Origin of the sequence: Corallococcus sp. BB11-1 (genome assembly GCF_026626625.1) — a bacterium.
Classification (GTDB): Bacteria; Myxococcota; Myxococcia; order Myxococcales; family Myxococcaceae; genus Corallococcus; species Corallococcus soli.
This window is the reverse complement of sequence record NZ_JAPNJY010000035.1, coordinates 231109-255236: the sequence shown is the minus strand read 5'-3', so window position 1 is coordinate 255236 and position 24128 is coordinate 231109. Positions and strand designations below refer to the sequence as shown.

The following is a 24128-nucleotide window of genomic DNA, read 5'->3' as shown; positions in this document are numbered from 1 at the left end:
AGGTGACGCCCCGTGATTCGCGTCGTGACGCTGGACCCTTTCGACGACAAGCAGATCGCCAAGTTCAACCGCACGCTCTACACGGCCTTCGGCGTGGGCAGCGAGCACAGCGGCTCCGCGGAGGCCCCCGCGGGCATGTCCGAGCCCCTGGACGCGGAGAAGCTGCTGGACGAGGTGACGGGCATCCGGGCCTACAAGGACGACAAGGTGCTGCTGCTCACCTCGCGCAAGCTGAAGGACCGCGAGCTGCCCAGCGGCAAGGCCCCGACGACGGGCTTCGCGCGCTACGGCAAGGACCGGGCGGTGCTCACCATCGCGCCCTTCAAGGACCTGGAGAAGGACTTCAAGCCCATCGCGCGCCACGCGCTGCACCAGCTGGGCACGCTCTGGGAGCTGCACCACTGCCTGGATCCGCGCTGCTCGATGTATCCACCCTGGACGCCGTCCTTCAACCAGGGCGACCACATCTTCTGCACCTTCTGCCGCGAAAAGAGCGAGCAGAAGATCCGTCTTGCCAAGTCCTAAGGCCCTGCGCGCCCTGCCCCTCGTGGAGCTGGGGGGCCTGCTCGTCGTCGCGCTCCTGTGCCTCGTCTTCCAGTTGCGGCTGCCGGGCCGGCTCCCCACGGACGCGGATGAGCGCGCCGTGGCGGAGGTGCTGGCCCGCGACGCCCGCCCCGGGGACGGCGTGCTGCTGTTCCCCTGGTGGACCGAGCGCGCCCGGCTCTACGTGCCGCCCGCGCTGCCCGTGCACGGCTGGCTCGGCTCCGACAAGGCCGACCTGGGCGAACACCCGCGCGTCTGGGTGCTGGGCCAGCCGGAGCTGCCCCGCTCGGATGTCGGCGCGTTCGAAGCGGCCTTCCTCCCCGGACGCAAGGCGCTGGGGCCCGAGGCGCGCATGGGCACGCTGTCCCTGCGCCTCTATGAGAACGGCCGTCACCGCCCCCGGCACTGGGTGGCCTCCGAGTCCGTGGGCCGCGCCCGCGTGTACCTGGAGGAGCCCGGCGGTTCGCGCACGGACTGCCCCTTCGACGGCCGCGTGCACCGCTGCCCGGGCCCGCCGCACCTGTACGTCGCGCGGGAGTGGCACGAGATCCTCTACGAGCCCCGGCACTGCCTCTGGATGCACGCGCCCGGTGGGGCGCGGCGGCTGGTGGCGGAGTTCGACGGCGTCCCGTCCGGCATGGGCCTGCGCCTGGAGGGCGGCGTCATCTTCGAATTCGCGCACCCGAAGGACCCGCGCCTGAGCACCGCGCACCTGGGCGTGGACGACGCGGCCAGCGGCCAGCGGCTGCTGGACGTTCCCATTCCCCCGGGCCGCGAGGGCGTGCAGAAGGCGGAGGTGGTGTTGCCGCCCGGCCCCGCGCGCACGGTGAAGGTCTGGGTGCAGGCGGACAACGCGGAGTCGCGGCAGGTGTGCCTGGACGTGATGGCGCTGGAGCCGGCGGTGGGGGTGCGTCCATGACGGGCCGGGCAGCGACGCGCGATGAGAAGCTCGTGGCCTGGGTGCTGTGGGCGCTGGCCTTCGCGGCGCTGTGGAGCACCGAGGCGGCGGTGGGCTTCACGCGCGATGAGAGCGTCTACTTCGCCGCGGCGGAGGGCTACGCGAGCTGGTTCCGGCTGCTCGTGCGCGCGCCCGCGCAGGCGTTCACCGACAGCGCCATCGTGCGCGCGTGGGACTACAACCACGAGCACCCGGTGCTGATGAAGACGCTGTTCGGGCTGAGCCACATGCTCTTCCACGACGGCCTGGGCCTGCGCGACGCGGTGGCCTTCCGCATCCCCGCCTTCGCGATGGCGGCGCTGGTGCCCGCGCTGTGCTTCCTCTTCGGCAGCGCGCTGTACGGCCGCACCGCGGGCATGTTCGCCGCCCTCTCCTTCCTGCTGGTGCCCCGGCAGTACTTCAACGCGGAGCTGGCCTGCTTCGACATGCCGGTGGCCGCGATGTGGCTGCTCGTCGTGTACTGCTTCTGGCGCGCGCTGGAGGACACCCGCTGGGGCATCGCGTGCGGCGTGGCCTTCGGCCTGGCGCTCGCCACGAAGCACAACGCCCTGTTCCTGCCCTTCGTGCTGACGCCGTTCGCGCTGTGGCGCGCGTGGACCGCGAGCGAGGGCTCACCGGAGGCCCGCGTGCGGCTGGGGCGCTTCGTGGGCCTGTTCGCGGCGGTGGCGGTGCTCTACGGGCTGCTCGTGGTCGCGCTGGGCGGCGGCGCCGCGTTCCAGAAGAAGTTCCTGCTCCTGAGCCCGCACACGCTGTTCTTCGTGGGGCTCGCGGTGGGCAGCGTGTGGCTCTTGCGCGACCTGGCCCCGGTGAGCCCGCCGGTGACGCGCGCGCTGGTGCCGGTGGCGGCGATGGCGGTGCTGGGCCCGGTGCTCTTCTACCTGCACTGGCCCTACCTGTGGCACGCGCCGGTGGACCGCACCGCGTGGTACCTGGCCTTCCACGCGACGCACAACCACTACGCCTGGTTCTACCTGGGCACGCTGATGCGCGGGCCGCCCTTCCCGCTCACCTACGTCCTCGTGAAGACGGCGCTGACGGTGCCCACCAGCCTCTTCGCGCCCATGGTGACGGGGTTGCTCGCGCTCGCGGGCCGCGCGCTGCTGAGCCTGAGCGCGCGCTCGCGGGACTGGGTGCGGATGCCCACCGCCACGGAGGCCCTGGTGGGCGTCAACGCGGTGACGTCCATCCTCGTCATCAGCCACCCGCAGGTGCCCCACTTCGGCGGCGTGAAGCACTGGTTCCCGTCCATGCCCTTCCTGGGCATCCTCGCGGGCGCGGCGGTGGCGCGCGGCTGCTTCGCGCTCTGGGAGGTGCTGAAGACGCGGCGCCCCACCCTGCCGTCCCTGGCCGTGACGGTGCCGGTGTTCGCGCTGCTGCTCGTGCCCGCCCTGCTGGGGCTGGTGCGCGTGTTCCCGTACGGGACGGCGGCGTACTCGGAGCTTGCGGGCGGACTGCCGGGCGCGGCGACGCTGGGCATGCAGCGGCAGTTCTGGTCCAGCCACGTCACCGGCGTGCTGCCGTGGATCAACGAGCACGCGAAGCCGGGCGCGCGCATCTACCTGCACGAGGTCAACGGCTTCTCGTTCCGCGACTACCAGCGCGACGGGATGCTGCGCCCCGACGTGCGGGCGGTGAGCAGCCCGTTCGACGCGGACATCGTCGCGTACCAGTACCACCAGGAGTTCCGCGAGCACGAGTTCCTCACGTGGCAGGCCTTCGGCACGCGCACGCCCGTCACCGGGCTGTACCTGGACGAAACGCCGCAGGTCATCGTCTACCAGCGCCCGGAATAGTCCCTCCGCCAGGATGACGCAGGAGGCCATGTGCACGACCGTGCACTCGGCGGCCGCGCGTGCGTTCGCGGACACCGTCCCGGCCTCCAGGGCGAGGGGCCGGGGTAGGCTGGCACGCGTTGCGCCAATCCAGACTCCCCGAGGAGGGACACATGACGCGCTGGACAGCTTTGCTCGCGGTGATGGCCTTGGGCGCGGCCTGCAACGACGCCAGGACGCCCGACAAATCCGCGCGGGTCCAGTTGAAGAAGACGGGCGCGGCGACGATGGAGGTCATCCCCGCGGAGGGGCAGCTGCCCTACTGCCTGCTGTACACGATGTCCGAGAAGGGCGTCATCCGGCAGCTCACGCTCACGCGAGAGAACCGCTCCATCCGCTGCGACGCGAACAGGCCCGTCGCGAACACCAGCTTCCGCATCCCCGTGCAGGAGGGGAAGGTGCGCGTCTACGTCTTCTTCTCCGACGAGCGCGTGCAGGCGGGCCCGGTGGCGCAGCAGCTCTACGACTTGCGCGACAAGGAGCGCGTCACCGCCATGGACATGCGCCTGCCGGGACGCGTCGTCGTGGAGACGCTGGAGTTCGCCCCGGAAGCGGGCGAGCAGGAGGTGACGGGCGGCGTGGTGGGCGCGGGCGGCGTGGTGACGTCCGACGGCGGCACCGGCACCGGCACCGGCGCCGTGGGCGGCGGCGGCAGCATGGTGCCCGTGGAGCCGGAAGAAGACTGACCCCGGACGCGAAGAAGCCCGAGGGTGGATGACCCACCCCCGGGCTTCGGCACCGCTTCAGTTCGTGGCATCCGGCGGAGGGCCCGTTCAGTTCAGCCAGCCGGCGTTGTAGTTCGAGCCTCCCCGGTCACGCCGGGCCAGGCGCTCCCGCTGCTGCCGCTCCCGCGCCTGCCGTTCGCGCTCCTGCCGCTGACGCTCCAGCCGGGCCACCCGCTCGCGCTCCTGACGCTCGCGCTCCAGCCGCGCCTGACGCTCCCGCTCCTGCCGCTCGCGCTCCAGCCGCGCCTGGCGCTGACGCTCCTGCCGCTCGCGCTCCATGCGGACCTGGCGCTCGCGCTCCTGGCGCTGACGCTCCTGACGCTCGCGCTCCAGCCGGGCCACCCGCTCGCGCTCCTGACGCTCGCGCTCGAAGCGGGCCTGGTCCTGGCGGCTCACGAGGGGGGAGGCGCCGTGGACGTTCTGGGCCATCACCGGGGTGCTAGCGACGAGGGCCACCACCACCATCACCTTCTTGAGCATCGCCTTCATGACCGCCTCCGTGAACCGCGTTGTGCTGCGTCCTGAACCTTCTGACGCGGGCGGCCCCGGTTGATTCAACGGCCCCAAGCACGCGAGGCCGCCCCGATTCCCCTCGGAGCGGCCCCACCAGAAACAATCCGAAATCGGCGCGGCGTGAAGTCAGCTCACCAGGCCTCGCGGGCCATGACGAGCAGATCCGCCTCCGTGCAGGCGCGCGGGTTGCCCTGGTGCGAGGCGTCCAGGAACGCCTTCTGCGCGATGTGCTCCAGGTCCTTCTCCTGCACGCCCACCTCGCGCAGCCGCGTGGGGATCCCGATGGCCGCCGCCAGCTTGCGCACGCGGTCGATGGCGTTGCCCGCGAGCACCTCCTCGCGCGCGTTGGACGTGTCGCCCAGCGCGGTGGAGATGCGCGCCAGCCGCGCCGTGCACGCCGCGCGGTTGAACTCCATCACCACCGGCAGGACGATGGCGTTCGCCAGGCCATGCGGCACGCCAGAGATGGGTGTGAGCGCGTGCGCCAGCGCGTGGCTGGCGCCCAGGCCCTTCTGGAAGGCCATGGCGCCCTCCATCGCCGCCGCCATCATGTCCGTGCGCGCCGCCAGGTCGCGGCCCTCCTTCACCGCCGTCTCCAGCGAGCGGCCCACGCGCATCACCCCGTCGATGGCCACCGCGTCCGCGAGCGGATGGAAGCCGTTGGCCAGGTACGCCTCGATGCAGTGGGTGAGCGCGTCCATGCCGGTGGCCGCCGTCACGGCCGGAGGCAGGCCCAGCGTCAGCTCCGGGTCGATGATGGCCGCCTTCGGCAGCAGGTACGGGCTGAAGATGACCGTCTTGCGGCCCGTGTCCGCCAGCGTCACCACGCCGGAGCGCCCCACCTCCGAACCCGTGCCCGCGGTGGTCGGGATGGCGATGAGCGGTGGCAGGTCGTCGCGCACGTACTGGTCGCCGCCCTTCGCGTCGTCGTAGCGGCTGAGCGGCGGCTCGTGCGTGGTGAGCAGCTGCACCAGCTTGCCCGCGTCCAGCGCGCTGCCGCCGCCCAGGGCGATGATGCCGTCGCCCTTGTGCGCGCGGTACGCCTCCAGGCCCGCGAACACGTCGCGCTCGGTGGGGTTGGGCTCCACGCGGTCGAAGACGGCGCACTCCAGGCCCGCGGCCTTGAGCACCTCCGTCACGCGCGCGGCGAGGCCCGCCTTCACCACGCCCCCGTCCGTCACCAGCAGGGGGCGCTTCATGTTCAACCGCGCCGCGTGCGCGGGCAGCCGCTGGAGCGCGCCCGCGCCGAACACGATGCGGGTGGGCCAGGACATCTCCGTGACCCGGGGCTCCGTGGGAATGTCGAAAGGCTTCATGGGGAGGTCCTCCTTCAGATGAGTTCCAGGTAGCGCTCCAGCTCCCAGGAGGTGACCGCCCGTTCGTACTGGCGCACCTCCCACTCGCGGGTGCGCACGAAATGGTCCACGAAGCCTTCGCCCAGCAGCTCCCGGGCGCGCTCGCTGTTCTTCAGCAGCGCCACCGCGTCCTTGAGCGTGCGGGGCAGCGGCTTCGTGTTCTTCGCCTCATAGGCGTTGGACAGCACCGGCGCGGTCGGCTCGATTTCGTTCTCGATGCCCCACAGGCCCGCGGCCAGGCTCACCGCCATGCCGATGTACGCGTTCATGTCCGCGCCCAGCTGGCGGTATTCGATGCGCATGGACTTGCCGCTGTCGCCGATGACGCGGATGGCGCAGGTGCGGTTCTCCAGGCCCCACGTCGCGGTGGTGGGCGCCCAGGTGTTCTCCACGCTGCGCTTGTAGCTGTTGATGGTGGGCCAGTAGAGCGCGGTGAGCTCCGGCATCAGCGCCACCTGCCCGCCAATGTAGTGCCGCATCAGCTTGCTCATCCCGTGCTTCTGGGACGGGTCGTGGAAGAGGTTGTCCTCGCCCTTCAGGTTCCACAGCGACTGGTGGACGTGCCCGGAGCAGCCGGGCAGCTTCGCGTCCACCTTGGCCATGAAGCACGCGGCCACGCCGTGGCGCGCGCAGATCTCCTTCACCACCGTCTTGAACAGCGCGGCGCGGTCCGCGGCCAGCTCCAGCGTGTCGTAGCGGATGGCGGCCTCGAAGACGCCGGGGCCCGTCTCCGTGTGGAAGCCTTCGATGTTCAGCCCGTACGCGTTGCAGCCGTCGATGATGGCGTGCACCAGCGGCGCGTTCATGGACGTGCGCAGCCACGAGTAGCCGAACATGCCCGGCGTCAGCGGCGTGAGCCCCTGGAAGCCCTTCTCATGCAGGCTCTGCGGGCTCTCCTTGAAGAGGAAGAACTCGTACTCGGCGCCGAACTTCGGCAGGAAGCCCAGCTTGCGCGCGCGCTGCCCCATCTTCTGGAGCAGCTGGCGGGGGCTGGCCTCGTAGGGCGTGCCGTCCGCGTTCACGAAGTCCAGGAGGAAGGCCGCGGTGTCCGGCTCCCACGGGATGATGCGCGCGGTGGACAGGTCCACCTTCGCGGGCGTGTCCGGATAGCCCGTGTGCCAGCCCGTCACCTTCGTGTTGTCGAGCAGCTCGTCGCCCAGGTCCCAGCCGAAGACGACGTCGCAGAAGCCCATGTTGCTCTTCGCGGCGCTGAAGAACTTCTCCAGGGAGATGTACTTGCCGCGCCAGACGCCATCCACGTCCACCGCGCCCACCTTCACCTTGCGGACGTTGCGCTCCTCCATCCACCGGCGCGTGGACTCCAGGTCGTGCGGCTGCCCCGCGGGCGCCCGCTCCGCGCCCACGCCCTTCTCCTTCGCACGGACACGGCGGGCCATCGCGGGATGGGTGAGCACCTTGGCCTTGGGACGCGACGCCATCGGGACCTTCCTTTTCGTCATACGGAGTGCTTCGGAGGAGGAGGAGGACAGCGCGGGCTTCAGGGCGACGGCAGCTTCGTCCACACGGCCTTCGTCTGGAGGTAGCCATCCAGCGCGAAGTGGGACAGGTCCCGGCCCCAGCCGGATTCCTTGTAGCCACCGAAGGGCGCCGCGTCGTCGAACTCGTTGAAGCAGTTGATCCACACCACGCCGCTCTTCACCTGCTTCGCCAGCGCGTGCGCCTTCGCCACGTCCCCCGTCCAGATGGACGCGGCCAGGCCGTAGGGCGTGCCGTTCGCCAGGGCCATGGCCTCCGCGTCGTCGCGGAAGCGCAGGCAGCTGAGCACCGGCCCGAAGATCTCCTCCTGGGCGATCTTCATGTCCGGCTTCACGTCGCCGAAGATGGTGGGCTTCAGGAAGCAGCCCTTCGCCTTGAAGCCCTCCGTGTCGCGGGAGCCGCCGGCGAGCAGCTTCGCGCCCTGCTGCTTGCCGCTGTCGATGTAGCCCAGCACCATCTCCAGCTGCTTCTGGCTCACCAGCGCGCCCATCTCCGTGGACGCATCCAGCGGGTCGCCCACCCTCAGCGCGCGCGCCTTCTCCGCCAGCCTCGCGACGAAGGCCTCGTAGGCGTTCTCATGCACCAGCACGCGGCTGCCCGCGTTGCACGTCTCCCCCTTGTTGCCGAAGATGCCCCAGAAGCACGCCTCCACCGCGCGGTCGAAGTCCGCGTCCGCGAAGATGATCTGCGGGCTCTTGCCGCCCAGCTCCAGCGTCAGCTTCTTCAGGTTGCTGGCGGCGGACGCCTGGAGCAGCCGGCGCGCGGTGCGGCCGGAGCCCGTGAAGGAGATCTTGTCCACGTCCGGGTGCCGCGCGATGGCTTCACCCGCGGGGTCGCCCAGGCCCGTCACGATGTTGATGACGCCCGGCGGGAAGCCCGCCTCCAGCGCCAGCGCGCCCAGCTTCAGCGCGGTGAGCGGCGTGTATTCAGAGGGCTTCACCACCACCGTGCAGCCGGAGGCCAGCGCGGGCCCCAGCTTCCAGCCGAGCATGCAGGTGGGGTAGTTCCACGGGATGATGGCGCCCACCACGCCCACCGGCTCCTTGAGCGCGTAGGTGTGGAAGGGGCCGTCCACGGGCAGCACCTCGCCCATGATGGTGCTGGCCATGTCCGCGAAGTTCGCGAGCGTGGCGGCGCCCGGCGCCACGTCGCCCCGGATGGCGTCCTTGAAGGTCTTGCCGTTGTTCAGCGACTCGACGAGCGCGAACTCCTCGCGGCGCTCGTAGAGCAGGTCCGCCAGCTTGCGGATGAGCTTGCCGCGCTCGCGGCCCGTCATCTTCCCCCAGGGCCCGGATTCGAAGGCGCGGCGCGCGGCCTTCACGGCGCGGTCCACGTCCGCGGCGGTGCCGGCGGGCACGTCACACAGCTTCTGGCCGGTGGCGGGGTTCGTCACCGCGAAGGTGCCGCCTTCAACGGGGTCCACATGCTGCCCGTCGATGAGCAGCTTGAGCACAGGGAGCTTGGGAGTGAGCGAACGAGCGTCGGTCATGGCGAAGCCTTTGGGTGAGCACGGCGCGCGGGCGATTTGAAATGGCGGGCACCGGACACGGACGGCACGACACGGTAGGAATGGCCCCATGACGCGGCAAGCTGCCTCCATGAAGAACGTCCTGCTCCTGAAAGCCGGCGACGCGGCGGAGTCCGTGCGGCTGTCCGTGGGCGACTACGACCGTTGGTTTCTGCAAACCATTGGACTGTCCGGCCAGCGCTTCGACGTCCTCCCCGTGCACCAGGGCGCCCCCCTGCCGAAGGACGCGCGCGGCTATGACGCGGTGATGATGACGGGCTCTCCCCTCTCCGTGACGCAGCGCGAGCCGTGGATGGAGCGCGCCGGGGCCTTCATGGTGGAGGCGGGCGAGCAGGGCATCCCCGTGCTCGGCGTGTGCTTTGGCCAACAGCTGCTCGCTGAGCAGTACGGCGGCAAGGTGGCGCGCAACCCCGAGGGCCGCGAGACGGGCACCGTGGAGGTGACGCTGTCGGAGGCGGGCCGTGGGGATCCGCTCTTCGCCGGGCTGCCGGAGCGCTTCGCCGTCCAGGCCACGCACGAGGACATCGTCACCCGTCTTCCCGAGGGCGCCACGGTGCTCGCGGGCAACGCCAACACGGCGGCCCAGGCCATCGCCTTCCGCCCCAACGTGCGCGGCGTGCAGTTCCACCCGGAGATGCCCACGGACGCCATGCGCGCGGTCATCCTCGCCCGCGACGTGAAGCTGGACGCGCTGGCCCAGGAGCGCGGCGCGGCCCCGGGCGAGTTCGTCCCCCGGCTGCTGTCCGGCATCGCGCCCACGCCGCTGGCGCACCGGGTGCTGCTGAACTTCCTGGAGCACTTCACCGACTGAAAGCGGACAGACGCGCCGCGCTCCTGGGCCGGGGCCCGGGGCGCTCCCTACCTTCTGCCTCGTGACGAAGGGCGGCGATCCACGCACCGCCAGGGCGGGACGGGGCGGCCATGAATCCGTTCGTGATGCAGTACCGGAAGCTGAAGTGCCAGTTGAAGTACCTGACCAGCTACCTGGACCTGGATCCGCGAGGCAACCAGGTGGTGCGGCGCACGGACTTCAAGCGCTGCCCACGGCCGGTGCTCCTGCTGCACGGCTTCTTCAGCACCCGCCGCGTCCTGGAGGTGCTGGAGCACCGCCTGCGCCGCGAGGGCTACTGCGTCTGGTCCATCCACCTGGGTGGCACCATGGACCGCTTCAACACGCACCGCATCGACGAGCTGGCGCGCAAGGTGCGGGGCAAGGTGGACCGGCTCTACGAGCGCCACCCGGAGATGGGGCCGCTCACCATCATCGGGCACTCGAAGGGCGGCCTCATCGGCACGTACTACGTGAAGCGGCTGGGCGGGGACGCCCGGGTGAAGAGCCTCATCACCCTGGGCACGCCGCACCGGGGCACGCGCATGGCGTACCTGGGGTGCGCGACGCTCGGCTGGTTCAGCCGCAGCATGTGGCAGCTCACGCCCGTGTCGCCCTTCATCAAGCACCTGGGTGAGGGGGCCTTTCCACGCCATGTCCGGCTGACGTCCATCTATTCGCGCGACGACGCCGTGGCCCGCTTCCCCTCCTCCGTGCTGGACGTGGACGGCCAGCCCAACGTCTTCAACGTGGAGCTGTCCGGCGTGGCCCACGGCGAATTGCTCACCCGCCGCGCCGTGTGGGAGGTCATCCAGCGCGAGCTGGCCCTGGGCTATGCTGCGGACGACGCGGTGCCCGTGCTTCCCCTGGCCCCGCCCCCTCCCCTTCCGGTGGCCCTGTCCGCCGCCGCCAGCCCCTGACACATGCCCTCGCGCTGGGACCACCTCTTCGACCTCAAGCCCATCCCCCTCGTGGACCACCTGCTGGACGAGGTGGCGCGGCTGCTCGCCAAGGATTTGGGCGACTGGCCTCCGCCCGTGCAGGACCTGGACGCCGCCACCCTGGGGGAGTTCGCACCGCTGTTCGCGGAGGCCACCCGCCGCCCCGACCCGGCCGTCTACACGGAGGCGCTGAAGCTGGCCCGCTGGGACCTGGGGCGTGAGTTCGACGCGTTCGACGAGTACATGCGCAACAAGCGCTACCTGGAACAGGGGCTCGTCCCCGGCGACCGCGTCCCCCTGCTCTTCCTCACCCGCTGGCTGACGGAGCAGATGCTGGGCCTGGGCGAGGCCACCCAGGGACGCATCAAGCGCCCCCTGATGCAGGCCTGCCTGGACCGGCTGGAAGCCCGTCTGGGCGCGTCATCCCCGCTGCCCCGGGCCTGAGGCCTGCCAGGGGCTCGGCGGCTCGGCGACCTTCCGGCGGCGTAGAAGCGGGGGGCCGAGGAGTGTTTCCTCCAGAAGCTTGTCAGGAGGGAGGCGACTGCCCTAAGCCCATGTCCATGTCGCAGCCCGTGGACACCGCCCCCGATGAACGCCGCAAGCGCCTGATGCTCCTCGCGGGGCTGTGGCTGGCCATCGCGTTGATGCTCTTCACCCTGCGCTCGGTGGTGATGCCCTTCGCGGGCGCGGCGCTCATCGCGTACCTGGTGCAGCCGCTGGTGGGGCGCATCACGCGGTGGAACCTGGGCGGCCGCTCCGTGCCCCGGTGGGTGGCCATCCTGCTCATCTATTCGGGCTTCTTCCTGGCGGTGTACCTCTTCTTCATCGCGCTGGTGCCGCAGCTGTACCGCGAGGTGGTGCGCATCAGCCGGGAGATGGCGGCCTTCGCCAGCGCGCTCACGCCGGAGCACCTGCAGACGCTCGCGCAGCGCGCGGAGACGTGGCTCAACGTGTACGGCATCCCCGTGGCCCTGTCGGACCGGGCCATGGAGGGCGCGGCGGCGGGCACGTCCGGTGGCTTCAGCCTCGCGCTGGACCTGGAGCAGATGCTCACGGACGCGGTGTCCCGGGGCACGACGCTCGTGCGCGAGAACATGTCGGACATCGTCAACGTGTCGCGCCGCATCGTCACGGAGGTGCTGGCCGGCGTCTTCATGCTGTTCTTCATCCTGATGGTCGCCGCGTTCTTCTCCATCGACGCGCAGTCCATCCGCCGCTACTTCGGCACGCTGGTGCCCGCGGAGTTCCTCCCAGACGCGAAGACGCTGGTGGCGAACATCGACCGCTCGCTGTCGGGCGTGGTGCGCGGCCAGGTCACCATCTGCCTGGTCAACGGGGCCCTCACGCTGGTGGGCCTGCTGCTGTTCGGCGTGAAGTTCGCCTTCCTGCTGGCCACCATCGCCACGCTCTTCAGCCTCATCCCCATCTTCGGCACCATCATCAGCTCCGTGCCCATCGTGCTCATCGCGCTGGCGGACGGCGTGCAGAAGGCCTTCGCGCTCCTGCTGTGGATCATCGGCATCCACGCGCTGGAGGCGTACTTCCTCAACCCGAAGATCATGGGCGAGGCCGCGCGCATCCACCCCGTGGTGGTGGCCTTCTCCCTCATCGCGGGGGAGAAGCTGTTCGGCCTGTGGGGCGCGCTCTTCGCCGTGCCGGTGGCCTCCATCCTCGTGGCCTGCTTCGACTACGCCCGCCTCAAGGCCCAGCCGCCCCCCCGGGTGACGGCCGCCGTGCAGCAGCCCATCGCCGCCTCGGACGCCGCTCCCGCAGCCTGAGCCGCCCGCTGGCGGAGGCCGCCGGGGTCCCAAGCGTCCACCGGTGAAAACCCGGGGGAAGCGGGGCACATGCCCCTGGCCATCCGGAAGCCGAGTGACTACTTCCACGCACTCCTCCGCCTTCGAGGACGCGTGATGCCCCCCAGCCCTCCCGAGGCCCCTGACTTCCGGAGCCTCTTCGAAGCCTCGCCCAATCCGTACCTGGTGCTGACGCCCGGGCTCATCATCGTCGCGGTGACGGACGCCTACCTGCGCACCACCCAGACGCGGCGCGAGGCCATCCTCGGCCGCCACATCTTCGACGTCTTCCCGGACAACCCGGAGGACCCGTCAGCCAGCGGCGTGAGCAACCTGCGCGCGTCCCTGGAGCGCGTGGTGAAGATGGGCGCCCCGGACGCGATGGCGGTCCAGAAGTACGACATCCCCCGCGCGGGCTCCGTGGGGGACGGGTTCGAGGTGCGCTACTGGAGCCCGCTGAACTCCCCGGTGTTGGGCGCGGACGGCAGGCTGCGCTACATCATCCACCGCGTGGAGGACGTGACGGACTTCGTCCATCTCAAGAGTCGGGACGCGGAGCACAACCGGCAGCACGAAGCGCTCCAGGCCCGCGCGGGGCAGATGGAGGAGGAGATCTTCCGCCGCGCGCAGCAGATCCAGGAGACCAACCAGCAGCTGCGCACCGCGAACGAGCAGCTGGGGGAGCTGGACCGGCTCAAGTCGGAGTTCTTCGCCAACGTCAGCCACGAGTTCCGCACGCCGCTGACGCTGATGCTGGGGCCCACCGAGGACCTGCTCGCCGGACGCTCGGGCACGCTGCCAGACGAGGCGCGCAAGGAGCTGGAGCGCGTGCACCGCAACGCGGGGCGCCTGCTCAAGCTGGTCAACGCGCTGTTGGACCTGTCGCGCCTGGAGGCCGGCCCCAAGGAGGAGCGCTTCGTGCCCGCGGACCTGGCGGCGCTGACGGCGGACGCGGCGAGCAGCTTCCGCTCCGCCATGGAGCGCACGGGGCTCCAGTTCACCGTGGACTGTCCGCCCCTTTCCGAACCCGTCTACGTGGCGCCGGACCTGTGGGAGCAGATCGTCCTCAACCTGGTCTCCAACGCGTTCAAGTTCACGCTCCAGGGCGGCGTCACGCTGCGCCTGCGCGAGGAGGGCCGGCGCGTGGCGCTGGAGGTGGAGGACACCGGCGCGGGCATCCCCGCGCAGGAGCTGCCGCGCCTCTTCGAGCGCTTCCACCGCGTGCCGGGCACCGCGTCGCGCACGCACGAAGGCACCGGCATCGGGCTCGCGCTGGTGCAGGAGTTCGCGCGGCTGCACGGCGGCGCGGTGTCGGTGCGCAGCACCGAGGGCGAGGGCACCACCTTCCGGGTGGAGCTGCCCCTGGGCCACGCGCACCTGCCCCCGGAGCGGATCCGCACCACGGCCCGGCCCCGCTCCGCGGCGCGCGAGGCCACGTCCGCCTACGTGCAGGAGGCGCTCCTGTGGAACGTCTCCAAGCCGAAGGAGCACACGCAGTCCAACCACGCCCCGACTCCGGGACAGGCGTCCCAGGACCCGCGGCCCCGCGCGCGCATCCTGCTGGTGGACGACAACCGCGACATGCGGGACTACATCCAGCGCGTGCTCTCCACCGACTACGACGTGGAGACGGTGACGGACGGCCAGAAGGCGCTGGAGTTCGCGCTGGCCCGGCCGCCGGACCTGGTGCTGTCGGACGTGATGATGCCGCGCCTGGACGGCGTGGGCCTGCTGCAGGCCCTGCGCGCGGCGCCGCACACGCGCGAGCTGCCCATCCTGCTGCTGTCCGCGAAGGCCGGCGAGCAGGCCACGGTGCAGGGCCTGTCCTCCGGGGCGGACGACTACCTGGTGAAGCCCTTCTCCGCCGGGGAGCTGCTGGCGCGCATCGCCTCCAACCTGAGGCTCGCGAGGATGCGCCGGGAGATGGCCGACGAGCGCGCGCGCGCCGAAGGGCTGGCCGAAGCGCTGCGCGCCCGGGATGACTTCCTCTCCGTGGCGGCGCACGAGCTGCGCACGCCGCTGGCCGCCTTCCAGCTGCACCTGGAGCTGGCGGAGCGCAGCCTGGGCCGGGACGCGCCGGCCAGGGCCCTGGAGCGGATGAAGCATGCGCGCTCCTTCATCCGGAGGCTCGCGCTGCTGGTGGACGTGCTGATGGACGTGTCGCAGATCACCAGCGGCCGGCTGAAGCTCACCCGCACGGACGTGGACCTCGCGGAGCTGCTGGTGGAGGTGACGCGCTTCGCGGAGGAGGAGGCCCGGCGCGAGGGCACGCAGCTCACCGTCACCGTGGACGGGCCGGTGATGGGCGCCTTCGACGCGCCCCGCATCTGCCAGGTGGTGCACAACCTGGTGGCCAACGCGCTGAAGTTCGGCCGGGGCAAGCCGGTGGACGTGACGCTGCGACCGGATGGCGCGGTGGTGCGCCTGTGCGTCGTGGACCACGGCATCGGCATCAAGCCGGAGGACCGCGACCGCATCTTCGAGCGCTTCGAGCGCGCGGTGTCCACGCACCACTACGGCGGCCTGGGCCTGGGCCTGTGGGTGTCACGCCAGGTGGTGGAGGCCCACCAGGGCCACATCGACGTGGAGGACACGCCGGGCGGAGGCACCACGTTCCGCGTGACGCTGCCGCTCAAGGACGCGGCCGTCCCCCCCACGGGGGCCATCACCGAACAGACGGGCTGAAGGCCCCCACGCGCCGCGGATGCCGCCGGGCTACTGGCAGGCGCCGGCGCAGCGGGCGTTGCGGCACGTCGGGATGCAGCGACCGCAGTCGATGCTGCCCGGGGGGCACGTCCCGTCACACCGGACGCCCGCGCAGTTGGGGCCCTCCGTGACGTGGGTGACGGCGTTGCCTTCGCCACAGCACGCGCTCGCCACGCAGTCCGAGTCGTCGTAGCAGACCTTGCTGGAGAGCACCGGCGGCGCATCCTCCAGCGGCAGGTCCTCCACGCCCAGGTCGCACCCCGCCATCAGGCCCAGGGTGACGCCCGCGACGGCGCGGGCGAGGAAACGCAGGACGTGGGGACGACACATGTGGGGCTCCCGGGCCAGGGTCAACGGTTCATCGAGCCCAGGAACTCCGCGTTCGCCGCCGTCGGACGCATGTGCTTGAGCACGAACTCCATCGCGTCGATGGGGGTGAACGGGTGGAGCACCTGGCGCAACGCCGTAATGCGCACCAGGTCCGATTGCGACAAGAGGAGTTCCTCCTTGCGCGTGCCGGATTTGTTGATGTCGAGCGTTGGGAAGATGCGCTTCTCCATCAACTTCCGATCCAGGACGATTTCGGAGTTACCCGTGCCCTTGAACTCCTCGAAAATCACCTCATCCATGCGGCTGCCCGTGTCGATGAGGGCCGTGCCGATGATGGTGAGGCTGCCGCCCTCCTCGATGTTGCGCGCGGCGCCGAAGAAGCGCTTGGGCTTGTGGAGCGCGTTGGCGTCCACGCCGCCGGACAGGATCTTGCCGGACGCCGGCACCACCGTGTTGTAGGCGCGAGCCAGACGGGTGATGGAGTCCAGCAGGATGCACACGTCGTACTTCTGTTCGACCAGGCGCTTGGCCTTGTCGATGACCATCTCCGCCACCTGCACGTGGCGCGTGGCGGGCTCGTCGAAGGTGGAGGAGACCACCTCGCCGCGCACGCTGCGCTCCATGTCGGTGACTTCTTCCGGGCGCTCATCCACCAGCAGCACGATGAGGTAGACGTCCGGGTGGTTGCGGCTGATGGCGTGCGCGATGTTCTGCAGCAGCACCGTCTTGCCCGCCTTCGGGGGCGCGACGATGAGGCAGCGCTGGCCCAGGCCGATGGGGCAGAACATGTCGATGATGCGCGTGGTCATCTCCGACGACTCGTGCTCCAGCTTGAGCTTGCGCGTCGGGTACAGCGGCGTGAGGTTGTCGAACAGGATGCGCTCACGCGCGGCTTCGGACGTGGGGTCCGCGAAGTTGACCGTGTCCACCTTCTGGAGCGCGAAGAAGCGCTCGCCCTCACGGGGCTGGCGGATGGGGCCTGTCACCGTGTCGCCGGGGCGCAGCGTGAAGCGGCGCACCTGGGACGGCGACACGTAGATGTCGTCCGGGGACGGCTGGTAGTCGCTGTCCGCGCTGCGCAGGAACCCGAAGCCGTCGCTGAGCAGCTCCAGCACGCCCTCCGCGTGGACTTCAAAGCGCTTGTCCGCGATGCCACCCAGCAGCGCGAAGATGAGGTCCTGCTTCTTCAGCCCCTGGTAGCCGTCGATGCCCACGTCCTGGGCCATCTTCGACAGTTCGACGATCTTCATCCGCTTCAGGTCATTGAGCTTGATGACCTGCATCGGGGCGCCGTCACGGTCGACCTCCGTGATGGCGGGGGACTCGGCGGACTCCTGCGGGGCGGGCGTCGCGGACGCGGTGTCCTCGGGCTCCTCCGCGCGGATCTCCTGGAGCTCGTCGTCGCGCACGGGGCGGGAGATGGGCGTGAGGACCGGGCGCGGGGCCTCCGCGACCACCTCCGGAGCCTCCTCCACGGGCGCCTCTTCACGGCGGGCCGGGGCGCGGCGAGAGCGCGGCGCGGGCTTCTCCGCCTCCTTCGCCGCCGCGCGCTTGCGGCGGGGCTTCTCCTCCGCGGCGACAAACGGGGGCTCGACTACCTTCTCTCGGGGGGAACGGGCTTTGGCCATGACGGTCAGCAGACGGAAAGTGGGGGGAATCGCCCGAAGGCTCGGGCAGGCTGTACGCGGGACGTTGTCCGTCCGCGCGGCGCTCGGAAGCACCTTCCAGGAGGGCAGCACCACCCGGGTCCCTGGACGGGACCGGAGGGCGCGTGGGCCTGTGGTTGGGAAGAGACGGCGCGGGGGGACCCCTGCGCCAGGAACCGCTCAGGAAACTATTGACCCCCTCCAGAGCTGTCAAGGCATCCGTGCCTTGCACCACCCCGTTTTTCAGGGGGTTGCACCGGAGGGAGGGGGTATTGCGAACAAGTAATCCGCTATGTAGCTGAAATTCGGGGCTACTGGGGTGCGCGAGGCCCCCTCGTGGGATGAAACACGCGTCCCCGGGGAGCCCTTCCCATCCCTGGACGCGGTCGCGCCACGGTGGGAGGGGTTCGCGGGTCCAACGCAGGAGGTTGGCAACGCGCGGAGGGGGACGGGGCCCTGCTGGCCCCTCGTGGAGCGGTCCTGTCAGGTGGGCTCGCTAGAGTGGTCCTCCTCCCAGGACGGGCGCGCGCATCCTGGCCGCGCCGCTGAATTGGAGTAGGAAACCACCCCGTGGACACCTTCCCGAAAGCCGAAGCCCGCGCCCGAGCGCTCCGTCAGGAGCTGGCCCACCACAACCACCGCTACTACGTGCTCGACGCGCCGGAGATCAGCGACGCGCAGTACGACACCCTGATGCGGGAGCTGCAGGCGCTGGAGGAGAAGTACCCCCAGCTCGCCACGCCGGACTCGCCCACCCAGCGCGTGGGCGGCGCGGCGGTGGAGGACTTCGGGCAGGTGGTGCACAGCGCGCAGATGCTGTCGCTGGCGAACATCTTCGACGACGAGGGGCTCACGGAGTTCGACGACCGCGTGCGCAAGCTGACGGGCCTCACGCAGGTGGGCTACGTGTGCGAGCCCAAGCTGGACGGGCTGGCCATCTCGCTGCGCTTCGAGGACGGCCGCTTCGTGCAGGGCGCCACCCGGGGCGACGGCACCACGGGCGAGGACGTTACGTCCAACCTGCGCACCATCAAGAGCCTGCCCCTGGAGCTGTTCCCCCAGGACGGCGTGAAGGTGCCGAAGCGGCTGGAGGTGCGCGGCGAGGTCTTCATCCGCAAGGAGGACTTCCGCAAGCTCAACGAGAAGCGCGAGGAGCAGGGCGAGTCGCTCTTCGCCAACCCGCGCAACGCCGCCGCGGGCAGCCTGCGCCAGTTGGATCCCAAGGAGACCGCGGCCCGGCCCCTCTCCGTGTACCTGTACGAGTGCGGCCCCAGCGACGGCCTGCCCGCGTTCAAGACGCACACGGAGAAGCTGGAGTACCTGAAGACGCTCGGCCTGCCGGTCAACCACTCCCAGCCGGCCCTGGGCGCCGACGGCATCCGCCAGCGCTACGACGAGTCCCTCAAGGGCCGCCACGCCCTGCCCTTCGAGGTGGACGGCATGGTGGTGAAGGTGGACGACGAGGACCTGCGCCGCCGCCTGGGCCAGGTGTCCAAGAGCCCGCGCTGGGCGGTGGCCTACAAGTTCCCGCCGGAGGAGGAGTCCACGCTGGTGCAGGACATTGGCATCCAGGTGGGCCGCACGGGCGCGCTGACGCCGGTGGCGCACCTGAAGCCGGTGAAGGTGGGCGGCGTGATGGTGTCGCGCGCCACGCTGCACAACGAGGACGAGCTGCGCCGCAAGGACGTGCGCCGGGGCGACACCGTCTTCGTGCGCCGCGCCGGGGACGTGATTCCGGAGATCGTCACCGTGGTGCTGTCCAAGCGCCCGGAGGACTCCCAGCCCTTCAGCTTCCCCACCCACTGCCCGGTGTGCGGCGCGGTGGCGGCGAAGGACGAGGACGGCGCCATCATCCGCTGCACGGGCGCGTCCTGCCCCGCGCAGTTGGTGGAGAAGGTGCGCCACTTCGCCAGCCGCACGGCGATGGACATCGAGGGCCTGGGGGACAAGCTGGCCACGCAGTTGGTGACGTCCGGCCAGGTGAAGACGTTCGCGGACCTCTTCGCGCTGACGAAGGAGTCGCTCCTGAAGCTGGAGCGCATGGGGGAGAAGAGCGCGGAGAACCTGCTGGCCTCCATCGCGGCCTCCAAGCAGACCACGCAGCGCCGCTTCCTGTTCTCGCTGGGCATCCGCCACGTGGGCGACTCCACGGCCCGGGCGCTGGCGGAGGCGTTCCCCCAGGTGAAGGCGCTCTTCACCGCGAGCCTGGAGGACATCAGCCGGGTGAAGGACGTGGGCCCGGTGATGGCCCAGGTCATCCATACCTTCTTCCAGGAGCCGCAGAATCAGGCCACCATCCAGTCCCTGCTGGACGCGGGCGTGGAGCCGGCGCCGCCGGCGGTCTCCACCGGCGGGCCCTTCGTGGGCAAGACGGTGGTGCTCACCGGGACCATGGCCGGGATGGCGCGCGAGCAGGCCAAGGAGGAAGTCGAGCGGCGGGGCGGCAAGGTGTCCGGAAGTGTCTCGCGCAAGACCGATTTCGTCGTGGCGGGCGAGGACGCGGGCTCCAAGCTGAAGAAGGCGGAGGAACTCGGGGTAAGAATCCTGGATGAGCAGGCGTTCCTCCAGATGCTAGAAGGCAACGCACGAGCATGAGGCCCAAGGCATGAGCACGCAGCGCCGGGCGACCCTGCGCATCCAGGGCACGGTCCAGGGGGTCTCCTTCCGGGAGAGCTCCCGCGCCGAAGCGCTGCGGCTGGGCCTGAGCGGCTGGGTGCGCAACCGGAGCGACGGCTCCGTGGAGGCCACGGTGGAAGGCGAGCCCGCCGCGCTGGAAGTCTTCGTAAGCTGGTGCCACCAGGGCCCCCGCCTGGCGCGCGTCACACACGTGGCGCGCACCGACGGCGACGCCACTGGCGAGTTCCGCACCTTCACGGTGGAGCGCACCTCATGACGCCCTACGCCTTCGCGTCCCTGCCGGCCATGCTGGGCATCCGGTCCGGCTCCAAGGTTTCCATCATCAACCCCCCCCGGGGCTTCGTGCAGAAGCTCAACCCGCTGCCGGACGGGGTGGAGTTCCTGGTCACCGCCCAGACGGGCCTGGACGTCATCCTCTTCTTCACCACGGACGCCACGGACCTGGTGCAGCGGCTGCCCGCGCTGTCGCGCGCCACCACCCTCACCGGTGGCATCTGGGTGTGCTGGGCCACCGCCGAGGGCGCCCGGACGCGCCTGTCCGAGGACTTCGTGCGGCACGCGGCGCTCGACATCGGGCTGGTGGACAACAAGATCTGCGTCATCGACGAGACGTGGACCGCCCTGAGGCTGGTGCGCCGGCCGCGCGGCAAGCTGGACAAGCCCGAGGGCCGCAAGCAGGCCCCCGCCCAGGCCTGAGCGGCCCCATCCAAGCCCCCGGGTTGGCTCCGTTCCGGCCTGGATGCCCTGGGGCCGGGCCCGGAGGCCTTCTGCCCGACAGTGGATGAACGGGCGCTTCTTGCCTTTACACACCTGGAGGGGCGTGGAAAACTCTCCGTGTTTCTGGGTGGTTGTGTGACGCCCCGCGTTGGCGGGACATCAGGCCCAGGCAGGAATTTCGACGGGTTGCGCTTCCGGTCTCTTCCGGACGTCCCTGCTGCTCCGGGGCCCCCAGACGCCCCCCCAAGGTGGCCCACGATGGGCACCGACCGGGTGTGGAAGAGGGGGCGGACGGCACGGGCGTGGTGGAGGCCTCGAGCGCTTGAAGAGAAGCAGCCCCGCCCGGCACGGTGCCGGTCGCAATGCGGGGCGACATGAACTCGGAGGAGCAGGCGGTGATGTCCTCGGCCCTCACCCAGGCGATGCGTTCTCCCTCCGGTGAGTCCGGTGGGCGTCCACACGTCGGAGGGTCACCGACCGCCGCTCCCCTCGCAGCGTGCTCGGAGGTGTGGCTCCTTGCCGCCCCCCGTCCGGTGAGGTCCCCCCTACCGCGCGCGCTTCCAGGATTCATCCATGAGCAGTGTGCTCGTCATCAATGCCGCGGGTCGGGAGACCCGGGTGGCGCTCGTAGAGGGCGGCCATATCGCGGAGTTCTACCTCGAGCGTAAGAAGGACAAGGGCGTCGTCGGAAACATCTACAAGGGCCGTGTCGTCCGGGTGCTCCCGGGCATGCAGGCGGCTTTTGTCGACATCGGGTTGGAGAAGGCCGCCTTCCTGTACGTCAGCGACGTCGTCTACGACCCGGACTTCGCCCGCGCCCAGTTCGAATTGACCGAGGGCGAGCACGAGGACGCGCCGGAGGTCCCCACCGAATCCGAGGCCGACACCCTGGAGGCCGCCGCGGTCACGGTGCCGGACAAGGGCGCCCACACGCTGCCCGCCAGCACGGAGGCCGCTGGGGCCCCCGTGGCGAAGGAGCCGTCGCTTCCGCACGACACCGCGCTGGCGCTGGACGTCCAGTCCCACGCGGCGCCGCAAGCCGCTCCGGAGGGCTCCACCGAAGCGACCACGGACACGCAGGCCGCCCCCGCCGGGGACGCGCCCGCCGCCGAGCCCCAGGCCCAGGCCGCGCAGGTCGAGGCTCCGGTGCCGGAGGCCGAGCTGCCCCAGGCCTTCGTCATCGAGGAGACGCAGGTCACGGTGTCCACCGCCTCCGTGGCGGCGCCGCTGTCGGACGCCGGCGTCCCGGCGGACGCGGCCCCCGTGCTGGTGCAGGAGACGCCCTCGGAGACCGTCACGGTCGCCACCCTCGCCGAGGGCCACGGCGCGCAGGCTGGCGAAGGCGCTCCCGAAGCCGCCGAGCCGCCTCCGCACGCCGCCGTCCTGGGCGACCTCATCCCCTCCCCCGCCGCCACCGAAGCCGCGCGTCCGGGTGAGGTCTCCGGCGAGCGCCGCACGCCGCGCGAGGCCCGGGAGGCCCGCGAGCCGCGCGCCCGGGAAGGCCGCGAGAAGGACAAGGACAAGGACAAGCGCCGCCAGGAGGGCCCTCCCCGTCGCGAGAAGCGCGACGACGACAAGGAGAAGCCCAAGCAGCGCAAGACGGACAAGATTGAAGACCTGCTGAAGGTCGGCCAGGAGGTGGTGGTCCAGATCTCCAAGGACCCCATCGGCACCAAGGGTGCGCGGCTCACCTCGCACATCTCCATCCCGGGCCGTCACCTGGTGTTCATGCCCACGGTGGATCACGTGGGCATCAGCCGCCGCATCTCCAACGAGAAGGAGCGCCGGCGGCTGCGCGACATCGTGGACCGGCTGCGGCCGCCCGGCACGGGCTTCATCGTGCGCACGGTGGCGGAGAACGTTCCCCAGGAGAAGCTGGAGAGCGACATCCGGTTCCTCATCGAGGTGTGGAACCAGGTGGTGCGCCGCAATGAGAAGCGCGGCGGACCGGGCCTGCTGCACCCCGACCTGGACCTCATCCTGCGCGCCACGCGCGACCTGTTCGCCCACGACGTGGAGAAGCTCGTCGTGGACGACGCGGAGGAGTACGAGCGCATCCAGGGCTTCGTCACCGCGCAGGACCCGGCGCTGCGCGACCGCGTGGTGCTGCACGAGACGGACGAGCCCGTCTTCGACGCCTACGGCATCGAGCAGGAGCTGCAGCGCGCCACCCAGCGCAAGGTGTGGCTGAAGAGCGGCGGCTACCTCATCATCGATCAGGCGGAGGCGCTCACCGCCATCGACGTCAACTCGGGCCGCTACGTCGGCAAGAAGAGCCTCGAGGAGACCATCACCAAGATCAACGTCGAGGCCGCCAAGGAGATCGTCTACCAGCTGCGGCTGCGCAACATCGGCGGCATCATCATCTGCGACTTCATCGACATGGAGAAGGCGCAGAACCGCGACAAGGTCTTCAAGTCGCTGCAGGAAGCGCTGGGCCGTGACAAGGCCAAGACGAACGTGCTGCGCATCTCCGAGCTGGGCCTGGTGGAGATGACGCGCAAGCGCGTGCGCGAGTCCATTGGCCGCGTGCTGCACGAGGACTGCCCCTACTGCGACGGCAAGGGCTTCGTGAAGACGGCCACCACGGTGGCGTACGAAATCTTCCGGGAGATCCGCCGCGAGGCGCCGGGCTACAAGGACTCCACGCTCGTCATCAACTGCAACGCGGAGGTCGCGCGGCTGCTCCAGGGCGAGGAGCGCAACGAACTGCGGCACCTGATGGACCGCTACAACAAGTCCATCCAGGTGAAGGCGCAGCAGAACTACCACCGCGAGCAGTACGACATCTACGGCCGGTCGGCCACGGGCCCCGAGCACAAGGTGGCCTCGTCGCCGGGCTCCGGGGATGGCGAGCTGGCGATGCAGCAGCGCCGCCCGGAGAACGCCTACGGCGGTGGTGGCGGCGGCGGTGGTGGTGGCGGACGCCAGGACCAGGGCCGGCGTGGACGCGACCGGGATCGTGGCGGTGGCGGCGGTGGTGGTGGCGAGCGCGGCGCGGAGGCCCGTGGCGGTGGCGGTGGTGGTGGTGGTGGTGGCGAGCGCGGCGGGGGCGACCGTCGCGAAGGCCGGCGTCCCGAGCGCGGCGGCGGTGGTGGTGGTGGTGGTGGCGACCGCAACCGGGGTGGTGGCGAGCGCGAGCAGCGTCGCGGCGGTGAAGGCCGGGGCGGTGAACGGTCCGAGCGCGGGGGTTCGCAGGGAGGCTCCGGCAACAACGGCGGGGGCTCCGGTGGCACGCCTCCCGCAGCATCCGGCGGAGGCTCCTCGGAGTCGTCCGGCGGGGGCAGCGAGGGCTGAGCCGGTGAGCGGCACCGCGCCTTGAGCGCGGTCCGCGAGTGACAGCGAAGGCCCGGTGGGGTGCATCCCCGCCGGGCTTTCTCTTTTGCCCGGGGGCACCAGGGAGGACCCGCGGACGTGGGACACCACGCTTCTCTGTGGGTTCGTCCGGCCACCTGTCCAGCGGCCGACCAGGCACAGGGAGCTCGCGGCCAGCGTGGTGGGGTCCACATCCGGTGGCGGGTGGGCTGGTCCCCCGGGCCCGAGTTTGGTTACGGTGGCACTTCCACACCGGGGGG

Annotated in this window: 19 protein-coding genes; 13 read left to right on the top strand and 6 right to left on the bottom strand. The window is 70.7% G+C overall.

The genetic code is table 11. The features are described from left to right. Positions 1-12: 12 nt before the first annotated feature. The 4 genes from OV207_RS30300 (at position 13) to OV207_RS30285 (ending at position 4019) form a co-directional block, all read left to right on the top strand. Complete coding sequence (locus OV207_RS30300) at positions 13-525, top strand: hypothetical protein (protein ID WP_193349447.1); 513 nt, start codon at positions 13-15, stop codon at positions 523-525. Then, positions 512-1462, top strand: a complete 951-nt coding sequence (locus tag OV207_RS30295; protein ID WP_267558512.1) for a hypothetical protein — start codon at positions 512-514, stop codon at positions 1460-1462. Before OV207_RS30300 ends, OV207_RS30295 begins: the two co-directional genes overlap by 14 nt. Next, entirely contained in the window at positions 1459-3294 is a 1836-nt protein-coding gene (locus OV207_RS30290) for an ArnT family glycosyltransferase (protein WP_267558510.1), read from the top strand. Before OV207_RS30295 ends, OV207_RS30290 begins: the two co-directional genes overlap by 4 nt. Positions 3295-3446: 152 nt before the next feature. Then, positions 3447-4019 (top strand): hypothetical protein, encoded by a 573-nt coding sequence (locus tag OV207_RS30285; protein WP_267558509.1) that lies wholly within the window; start codon positions 3447-3449, stop codon positions 4017-4019. Positions 4020-4106: 87 nt separating this feature from the next. On the opposite strand, the gene OV207_RS30280 is transcribed toward OV207_RS30285, so the two are convergent. The 4 genes from OV207_RS30280 to OV207_RS30265 form a co-directional block, all read right to left on the bottom strand. Then, the gene (locus OV207_RS30280) at positions 4107-4547 is read right to left on the bottom strand and encodes an ATP-dependent DNA helicase (protein WP_267558507.1); all 441 of its coding nucleotides are present in this window, start codon (positions 4545-4547) and stop codon (positions 4107-4109) included. A 155-nt stretch (positions 4548-4702) separates the two neighbouring features. Beyond that, positions 4703-5887 (bottom strand): iron-containing alcohol dehydrogenase, encoded by a 1185-nt coding sequence (locus OV207_RS30275; protein ID WP_193349442.1) that lies wholly within the window; start codon positions 5885-5887, stop codon positions 4703-4705. Between the two features lie 14 nt (positions 5888-5901). Further along, entirely contained in the window at positions 5902-7365 is a 1464-nt protein-coding gene (locus tag OV207_RS30270) for a glutamine synthetase family protein (RefSeq protein WP_267558506.1), read from the bottom strand. 59 nt (positions 7366-7424) lie between these two features. Beyond that, entirely contained in the window at positions 7425-8912 is a 1488-nt protein-coding gene (locus OV207_RS30265; protein WP_267558505.1) for an aldehyde dehydrogenase family protein, read from the bottom strand. A gap of 88 nt (positions 8913-9000) precedes the next feature. On the opposite strand from OV207_RS30265, the gene OV207_RS30260 reads away from it, so the two are divergent. The 5 genes from OV207_RS30260 to OV207_RS30240 all read left to right on the top strand — a co-directional run bounded on the left by OV207_RS30260 (position 9001) and on the right by OV207_RS30240 (position 15202). Then, entirely contained in the window at positions 9001-9762 is a 762-nt protein-coding gene (locus OV207_RS30260; protein WP_267558504.1) for a glutamine amidotransferase, read from the top strand. A gap of 110 nt (positions 9763-9872) precedes the next feature. After that, the gene (locus tag OV207_RS30255) at positions 9873-10700 is read left to right on the top strand and encodes an esterase/lipase family protein (protein ID WP_193349439.1); all 828 of its coding nucleotides are present in this window, start codon (positions 9873-9875) and stop codon (positions 10698-10700) included. Between the two features lie 3 nt (positions 10701-10703). Next, on the top strand, positions 10704-11165 hold the full coding sequence (locus tag OV207_RS30250; RefSeq protein WP_267558503.1) for a hypothetical protein: 462 nt from the start codon (positions 10704-10706) through the stop codon (positions 11163-11165). Positions 11166-11281: 116 nt separating this feature from the next. Beyond that, the gene (locus tag OV207_RS30245; RefSeq protein WP_193349534.1) at positions 11282-12499 is read left to right on the top strand and encodes an AI-2E family transporter; all 1218 of its coding nucleotides are present in this window, start codon (positions 11282-11284) and stop codon (positions 12497-12499) included. 135 nt (positions 12500-12634) lie between these two features. Next, on the top strand, positions 12635-15202 hold the full coding sequence (locus OV207_RS30240) for an ATP-binding protein (protein WP_267558502.1): 2568 nt from the start codon (positions 12635-12637) through the stop codon (positions 15200-15202). Positions 15203-15232: 30 nt separating this feature from the next. Here the strand turns inward: OV207_RS30240 and OV207_RS30235 are convergent, their stop codons facing one another. Next, positions 15233-15553 carry a hypothetical protein gene (locus tag OV207_RS30235; protein WP_267558501.1) on the bottom strand — a complete coding sequence of 107 codons (321 nt, stop codon included), beginning with the start codon at positions 15551-15553 and terminating at the stop codon, positions 15233-15235. A 20-nt stretch (positions 15554-15573) separates the two neighbouring features. Next, complete coding sequence (gene rho, locus OV207_RS30230) at positions 15574-17181, bottom strand: transcription termination factor Rho (protein WP_193349435.1); 1608 nt, start codon at positions 17179-17181, stop codon at positions 15574-15576. Between the two features lie 588 nt (positions 17182-17769). On the opposite strand from rho, the gene ligA reads away from it, so the two are divergent. The 4 genes from ligA (at position 17770) to OV207_RS30210 (ending at position 23850) form a co-directional block, all read left to right on the top strand. Further along, entirely contained in the window at positions 17770-19794 is a 2025-nt protein-coding gene (ligA, locus tag OV207_RS30225; protein ID WP_267558500.1) for an NAD-dependent DNA ligase LigA, read from the top strand. Between the two features lie 10 nt (positions 19795-19804). Continuing rightward, positions 19805-20092, top strand: coding sequence for an acylphosphatase (locus tag OV207_RS30220; RefSeq protein WP_267558498.1), 288 nt, complete (start codon positions 19805-19807; stop codon positions 20090-20092). Continuing rightward, complete coding sequence (locus tag OV207_RS30215; protein ID WP_193349432.1) at positions 20089-20532, top strand: DUF3052 family protein; 444 nt, start codon at positions 20089-20091, stop codon at positions 20530-20532. Before OV207_RS30220 ends, OV207_RS30215 begins: the two co-directional genes overlap by 4 nt. A gap of 594 nt (positions 20533-21126) precedes the next feature. Further along, entirely contained in the window at positions 21127-23850 is a 2724-nt protein-coding gene (locus OV207_RS30210; protein ID WP_267558497.1) for an Rne/Rng family ribonuclease, read from the top strand. The last annotated feature ends 278 nt before the right edge of the window (positions 23851-24128 follow it).

Excerpts from the sequence above, each read along its gene's own strand:
- OV207_RS30245 (WP_193349534.1), top strand. The coding sequence starts at position 11,282 with ATGTCGCAGCCCGTGGACACCGCCCCCGATGAACGCCGCAAGCGCCTG.
- OV207_RS30250 (WP_267558503.1), top strand. The coding sequence starts at position 10,704 with ATGCCCTCGCGCTGGGACCACCTCTTCGACCTCAAGCCCATCCCCCTC.
- OV207_RS30240 (WP_267558502.1), top strand. The coding sequence starts at position 12,635 with ATGCCCCCCAGCCCTCCCGAGGCCCCTGACTTCCGGAGCCTCTTCGAA.
- OV207_RS30280 (WP_267558507.1), bottom strand. The coding sequence starts at position 4,547 with ATGAAGGCGATGCTCAAGAAGGTGATGGTGGTGGTGGCCCTCGTCGCT.
- OV207_RS30265 (WP_267558505.1), bottom strand. The coding sequence starts at position 8,912 with ATGACCGACGCTCGTTCGCTCACTCCCAAGCTCCCTGTGCTCAAGCTG.
- OV207_RS30210 (WP_267558497.1), top strand. The coding sequence starts at position 21,127 with ATGAGCAGTGTGCTCGTCATCAATGCCGCGGGTCGGGAGACCCGGGTG.
- OV207_RS30235 (WP_267558501.1), bottom strand. The coding sequence starts at position 15,553 with ATGTGTCGTCCCCACGTCCTGCGTTTCCTCGCCCGCGCCGTCGCGGGC.
- OV207_RS30255 (WP_193349439.1), top strand. The coding sequence starts at position 9,873 with ATGAATCCGTTCGTGATGCAGTACCGGAAGCTGAAGTGCCAGTTGAAG.
- OV207_RS30220 (WP_267558498.1), top strand. The coding sequence starts at position 19,805 with ATGAGCACGCAGCGCCGGGCGACCCTGCGCATCCAGGGCACGGTCCAG.
- OV207_RS30270 (WP_267558506.1), bottom strand. The coding sequence starts at position 7,365 with ATGGCGTCGCGTCCCAAGGCCAAGGTGCTCACCCATCCCGCGATGGCC.
- OV207_RS30290 (WP_267558510.1), top strand. The coding sequence starts at position 1,459 with ATGACGGGCCGGGCAGCGACGCGCGATGAGAAGCTCGTGGCCTGGGTG.
- rho (WP_193349435.1), bottom strand. The coding sequence starts at position 17,181 with ATGGCCAAAGCCCGTTCCCCCCGAGAGAAGGTAGTCGAGCCCCCGTTT.
- OV207_RS30215 (WP_193349432.1), top strand. The coding sequence starts at position 20,089 with ATGACGCCCTACGCCTTCGCGTCCCTGCCGGCCATGCTGGGCATCCGG.
- OV207_RS30275 (WP_193349442.1), bottom strand. The coding sequence starts at position 5,887 with ATGAAGCCTTTCGACATTCCCACGGAGCCCCGGGTCACGGAGATGTCC.
- OV207_RS30260 (WP_267558504.1), top strand. The coding sequence starts at position 9,001 with ATGACGCGGCAAGCTGCCTCCATGAAGAACGTCCTGCTCCTGAAAGCC.
- OV207_RS30285 (WP_267558509.1), top strand. The coding sequence starts at position 3,447 with ATGACGCGCTGGACAGCTTTGCTCGCGGTGATGGCCTTGGGCGCGGCC.